This window comes from bacterium (genome assembly GCA_040753555.1).
In the GTDB taxonomy this organism is placed as follows: domain Bacteria; phylum UBA9089; class UBA9088; order UBA9088; family UBA9088; genus JBFLYE01.
This window is the reverse complement of the sequence record JBFMDZ010000168.1, coordinates 1-4,671: the sequence shown is the minus strand read 5'-3', so window position 1 is coordinate 4,671 and position 4,671 is coordinate 1. Positions and strand designations below refer to the sequence as shown.

At 39.9% G+C, this 4,671-nt stretch carries 5 protein-coding genes; all 5 read left to right on the top strand.

Annotated elements, in window-relative coordinates:
• The first annotated feature begins 281 nt into the window (after positions 1–281).
• Genes AB1630_10540 through AB1630_10520 form a run of 5 tightly spaced genes read left to right on the top strand, consistent with a single transcriptional unit; the run spans position 282 to position 4,216 of the window.
• The gene (locus AB1630_10540) at positions 282–2,069 is read left to right on the top strand and encodes a glycosyltransferase family 39 protein (protein MEW6104227.1); all 1,788 of its coding nucleotides are present in this window, start codon (positions 282–284) and stop codon (positions 2,067–2,069) included.
• Entirely contained in the window at positions 2,038–2,559 is a 522-nt protein-coding gene (locus tag AB1630_10535) for a sigma-70 family RNA polymerase sigma factor (GenBank protein MEW6104226.1), read from the top strand. Before AB1630_10540 ends, AB1630_10535 begins: the two co-directional genes overlap by 32 nt.
• Positions 2,560–2,619: 60 nt before the next feature.
• Positions 2,620–3,132, top strand: a complete 513-nt coding sequence (locus tag AB1630_10530; protein ID MEW6104225.1) for a zf-HC2 domain-containing protein — start codon at positions 2,620–2,622, stop codon at positions 3,130–3,132.
• Complete coding sequence (locus tag AB1630_10525) at positions 3,129–3,701, top strand: hypothetical protein (protein ID MEW6104224.1); 573 nt, start codon at positions 3,129–3,131, stop codon at positions 3,699–3,701. The genes AB1630_10530 and AB1630_10525 overlap by 4 nt, the downstream gene beginning before the upstream one ends.
• A 26-nt stretch (positions 3,702–3,727) precedes the next feature.
• Positions 3,728–4,216 carry a hypothetical protein gene (locus AB1630_10520; GenBank protein ID MEW6104223.1) on the top strand — a complete coding sequence of 163 codons (489 nt, stop codon included), beginning with the start codon at positions 3,728–3,730 and terminating at the stop codon, positions 4,214–4,216.
• Positions 4,217–4,671: the final 455 nt, after the last annotated feature.

The following is a 4,671-nucleotide window of genomic DNA, read 5'->3' as shown; positions in this document are numbered from 1 at the left end:
TAATATATCGGCATTTTTTCCTTTTTTTTAAAGATAAAATTTTAGTTTTTCTCTTTTTGAATAAAATAAAGTGTTAAAAACCTAAGCAGGATTTGTTTCTACAAACTTATGGGTAAGTTCCAGTTTTAATATCAACGGGCGGGCAAAACCCTGCACATCCGTTGACCCCCTTTTTATTATATACCCAATATCTAATCAGTAAAAATAGGGTAATTTGACCGCAAGTTTTTGGAGAAAAATCTGTCTAAATATTATAGATGTATCGCTGGAGGAAATAATTTATGGAACCAGGCTCTATTCAATATAAACTAAGAGTTCCTTTTACCTTACTTGCTTTTTTGTTTGTGGTTATCCACTTTGTCTTTCTTGTGTGTTATTTTGAACCTGCCATTTCAACACCTGATGCCCAAGGATACTTTGTCCAGGCAAAGTTAATAGCCAAACAGGGAAGAACATATCTTGAGCCAGAATCAATATTACAGTATATCGGTCCCCATTGGCGTCATACAAGTAACAACCGTTATTTTGCCACATTCCCCCCAGGCTTACCCCTGATACTTGCAATCGTTTATAAGATTTTTGGGCCAAAAGCGGCGTTATTACTTAATCCCCTGATGGCTTCTTTATCTTTAGTGGGATTATTTCTGTTGTGCCGATTGTGGCTTGGTGAAAGCTGGGCTTTACTTGCTATAGCGCTGATGGCGATTAATCCCTTTGCCAACGAACATGCACTTTTTGGTGATTCTCATACGGCAGTAGTCTTTTTTCTCATCTGGGCACTGTTCTTCCTCTTTCAATGGGAAAAGACACATTCTCCTTGGTTAGCCTTTATTACGGGTCTGTTTATTGGGGTTATTCCTACCATTCGCTATCCAGAGGTATTATTCTGTTTTGCTTTTGGAGTCTTTGTTTTACTCCATCTTCAGCGTGATAAGGTATTTTGGCACTCGCTTATTGCTGGCGCGATTGGTGCCTTAATTCCCTTAGGTATCTTATGTATTCGCAACCAAATAGTCTTTGGTGTATTCTGGAAAACAGGTTATACTATCTTAAGGGGAGCAGATGCTTTTTTTGCCTGGAACTACTTTGTGGATAATTCGCTTCCCTATTTGCAAAAGATTATGAGTGAAGGATGTGGTTTAATATTTGGCCTTGGAGTTATCGGCATTACTACCTTATGTGCTCGTTATCACACATGGAAACAAGGCATGCTATTTGCTCTACTTGTCCTACCTATCACATCGGTATATATGTCCTATTATTGGAAGCCTGATCCTCAATCGATGCGATACCTGCTTCCCACATTTCCTATTTATACAATTGCAGGTGTATGGCTCTTGCGCCAGATTAGTGAAGATCGCCGTTTATCAGCCTGGGCCAGTTCTATTGTGCTCCTTCTGATTACTATCTTTTGGGGGCTTCCCCAGTCGCTCTCTTCTATGCGCTACCTAAAGAAGCAAAATGGAGTTCTTGCAGAGGTGACAAATGTAGTAGAAAGGTATATTTCTGCTGGCAGTATCTTGATAACCAATGAAGGAATTAGCCAGCACCTTGACTTTATCGGTCATTGGCGACTAGTTGACGCCTCTGTTTTGAATTCTTTATATCAAAGACCTCCACGAATGTTTGCTCAAAGCCACAATATCGCCCCACCAAACGCATACAGGAACATTGAGGCCGGTCTAAAATATGGAAACCTCGCCGGCTCGGGACTTATAGATCTCTTCTTAGACGATGTCTGGCAATGGGCTAAGATGAGTAGAAAAGCAGTATACTTGATTGCCAAAGAAAAACAAATCAATGCCCTTAAATGGCACTTATTGCCAGAGGATAGATTGGTAACTATAGCCGAGATTAAGATTCCCATAGGAAGCCCCAGCCGTAGTAATGCACAGGAGAGATTGAGGCCAGAAGGACCAATGGGTCCTGACCAAATATTTGATTTTAGATGGGGCAAAGAGAGATTATTCCTTATCAAGTGGATACGGAAGTTTCCAGATAAAAGATATAAACAAAAGGGAGGTCTTCTGTCTTTAGGTGGAGCAGTTTCTGATTCAAAAAATCGTTGATCGGGATGAAGATGCCTTTGAACAATTGGTTAAAGAGTATCGGCATTCTGTTTTAAATACAATCTATCGTTATATTGGAGATTCTGCTGAGGCGCAAGACATTGCTCAGGAGGTTTTTATAAAGGTATGGCAACATGCCAAGAATTTCAGAGGGGAATCTAGGTTTTCAACATGGCTCTATAGAATCGTAGTTAATCAATGCCTTAACTACCGGGCTAAAAAAAGAGAGAGTCTTCCAATCTTAGAGAACACAATAAGTTCAAATTCGGATGTAAGTTTTGAAGATGAGGAAGAGAAAGTAGCTATAAAAAAAGCAGTGAATGAGCTACCAGAGAGGCAAAGGATTGCCTTAATCCTTTCAAAATTTGAGGGCAAATCTTACAAAGAGATAGCCCAAATTATGAAGGTATCTTTATCATCCGTTGAATCTTTGATCTTTAGGGCAAGAGAGAATTTGAGAGAGAAACTCCTTCCCTTAATAAAAAAATGAAATCTGACCGCAAGTTTTTGGAGAAAAATTTGTCTAAATAATATAAGAAGTGAAAATGAAATGAAACACATAAGTAAAAGAAAGCTCTCTGCCTTTTTGGATGGTGAAGTCTGCAAAGAAGAAAAGCACCGTATTTCAGAGCATGTGAAATCTTGTGCCTCTTGCCAAAAGGAGGTAGATAGGCTATCTTATGTATCACATTCTCTTGATGCTATGGAAGAGGTACAGGCCTCTCCATATTTTATGCTCAATTTGAAACAGAAGATTATAGAAAGAGAATCAAAAAGGGCTATTCGTCTATGGTTTTTGGAGGAAATAAATCGTGTTCTTATACCTGTTTTGGAGGGAATGAATCGTATTCTTATACCTGCGGGTGCAACCGCACTCTTTCTTGTTTCTCTGCTATGTGGTAGTTATTTAGGAACATCTATTTACCAGATAAAGGGGCTAAAGGTATTGCCGACAAGAGAGGGGTTTGACAATTTCTTTAGCATTACCCTTTTTGATAACTTCCCTGAAGGTTCATTGGGTAATGCCTATGCCCTTCTTTCAATGGAAGGTGAAAGACAATGAAGGTGAAGATTCTTATTGGATTTCTCATTATTTCTGTGGGTATAAATATCGGGATGATAATATCCATTGTTCATCATGAGCAAAACAAGAAAAGATTTAAAGAGGGGATTCCCTTTGAACCCGGGCTACCGCCTGGGCCATCCCCAGATATTGTGAAAAGGCAACTTAGACTCAACCCAGAGCAGATTGATAAAATACAGAAGATGCGTGAACAGACACATCTAAAGATTCTTCCTATAATTAAAGAATTGAATGCAAGAAGAAGTCAACTCATAAGTTTATTGAAAACAGAGTCTGAACCGAGCAAGGCAAGCTTAGATAGTATCTTTAAAGACATTGCCAGCTTACAAGCAAAGATTGAAGGCTGTGTCTTTGATGATATTCTTCATCAGACAAAGGAGGTGTTTTCGCCAGAGCAAAAGCAACGATTCCTTAAACTTTTGGAGGGAAGATTGTCTAAGATGAGCCTCCATGGATGGTCTTCCTCTAAGAACTCGGCATTAACAAGACATATAGAAGGAGGGTCTGTTCGGTTCTATAATGACCTGAAGAGACCCTCAAAAAAATAGGAGGTGTCAAGATGGGTATTGACGCAATGAGATCAGTAGGATCAAGTGTGGCCATACAGGGTTTTCCTGATGCGGGTCATAGAAGACCAAAGTTACCTGAATTTCTCTCCTTCCTTGGAGCGGATGGGGTAGATTTGAGTGCGGCGGGGAAACTCTTAAGTGCGATGTCTAATATGACGGGAAAAGACAAGGTTCAAATGAAGGCCTTTAGAGAAGAGATGCATCAGGCAATGATGTCTGGGAATTTTGATGTGGAAAAGATGGCAGAAAGGGCTCCCAATGTATTAAAGACATTTGCCAAAGAAAATGGGATTGATCTAAAAGATACACTCAACACACTTACCGAATTAAGAAAAATGGGGCCTCCTCCACTTTCAGGTGAAGGTGGTCCTCAAGGCAAAGGTGGTCCTCCCCAAAGTGGTCCCCAAGGTGGTCCCCAAGAAAGTGAAAGTATGATAGCGAGAGGAGAAGATGTAGTCCTTCGGGCAATAATAGAAATGATGGAAAATAGATAGATATAGCGGAAATGACTCAAAAGCCTCAAGCTCTTAGGGAGTTGTTGATGAATACGCTTAAAACGCATATCCCCTATTGGAGCCCCCGCAATTTGTTAATACCCGCTCTTAAGGACTGAGAAATAAAAGGATTGCTGGACGAGGGATTAACTTTGCCCGACTGACCCACAAGAGATTTACATTTAACTGGTCAGAATGGGGATGAAAAACTCCAAAGAATTGATGACTTTTACCCTGCCTTATGATATACTTATTATGATGTGGAAAGGGATAAAAGATAGTTTCTTATATACCGAAAGGTGGGCTAAAATTGCCCATAGGAGGTAAAAAAATGAGTGTGCCAAGCAAAGCGTATTGGTTCTTGTTGGTGAAAGTCCAATCTTTAAGCAAAGGTTAGCCACTAGCCCAATACTTAATTCCACATTTAGGGAGGTAACAAACTAAATGATGCTGGA